Source organism: Mesorhizobium sp. M7A.F.Ca.MR.148.00.0.0, from assembly GCF_003997735.1.
In the GTDB taxonomy this organism is placed as follows: Bacteria; Pseudomonadota; Alphaproteobacteria; order Rhizobiales; family Rhizobiaceae; genus Mesorhizobium.
In genome coordinates this window covers 1-295 of the sequence record NZ_RZTB01000516.1, presented here as the reverse complement: position 1 = coordinate 295, position 295 = coordinate 1, and the positions used below count along the sequence as shown (strand labels likewise).

General features: G+C 64.4%; 1 protein-coding gene. It reads left to right on the top strand.

Translation table 11 applies throughout. From position 1 onward, the window contains the following. A partial coding sequence (locus EOB49_RS35165) for an ABC transporter substrate-binding protein (RefSeq protein WP_164782001.1) occupies positions 1 to 295 on the top strand: 295 nt, incomplete at both ends.

Genomic DNA, 295 nt, shown 5'->3' with positions numbered 1-295 from the left:
TTTCCACCAACGGCAAGGTGGGCGGGCTGTTCCCCAACGATGCCGACGGCAATGCCTGGGGCGACCCGAAGAATGGGTTGAAGCCCGGCCTCGACGCCGCCGGCTTCAGCCTTGCCGATCCTGGCCGCTATCAGAACCTTTCGGACGATTTCACCGCGCAGGTCAACGCCTTCAAGGCGGCCAATGCCGAGATCGTCACCGGGGTGGTCATTCCGCCCGACTTCACCACCTTCTGGAATCAGGCCCGCCAGCAGGGCTTCAAGCCCAAGGCGGTGACGGTCGCCAAGGCGATCCT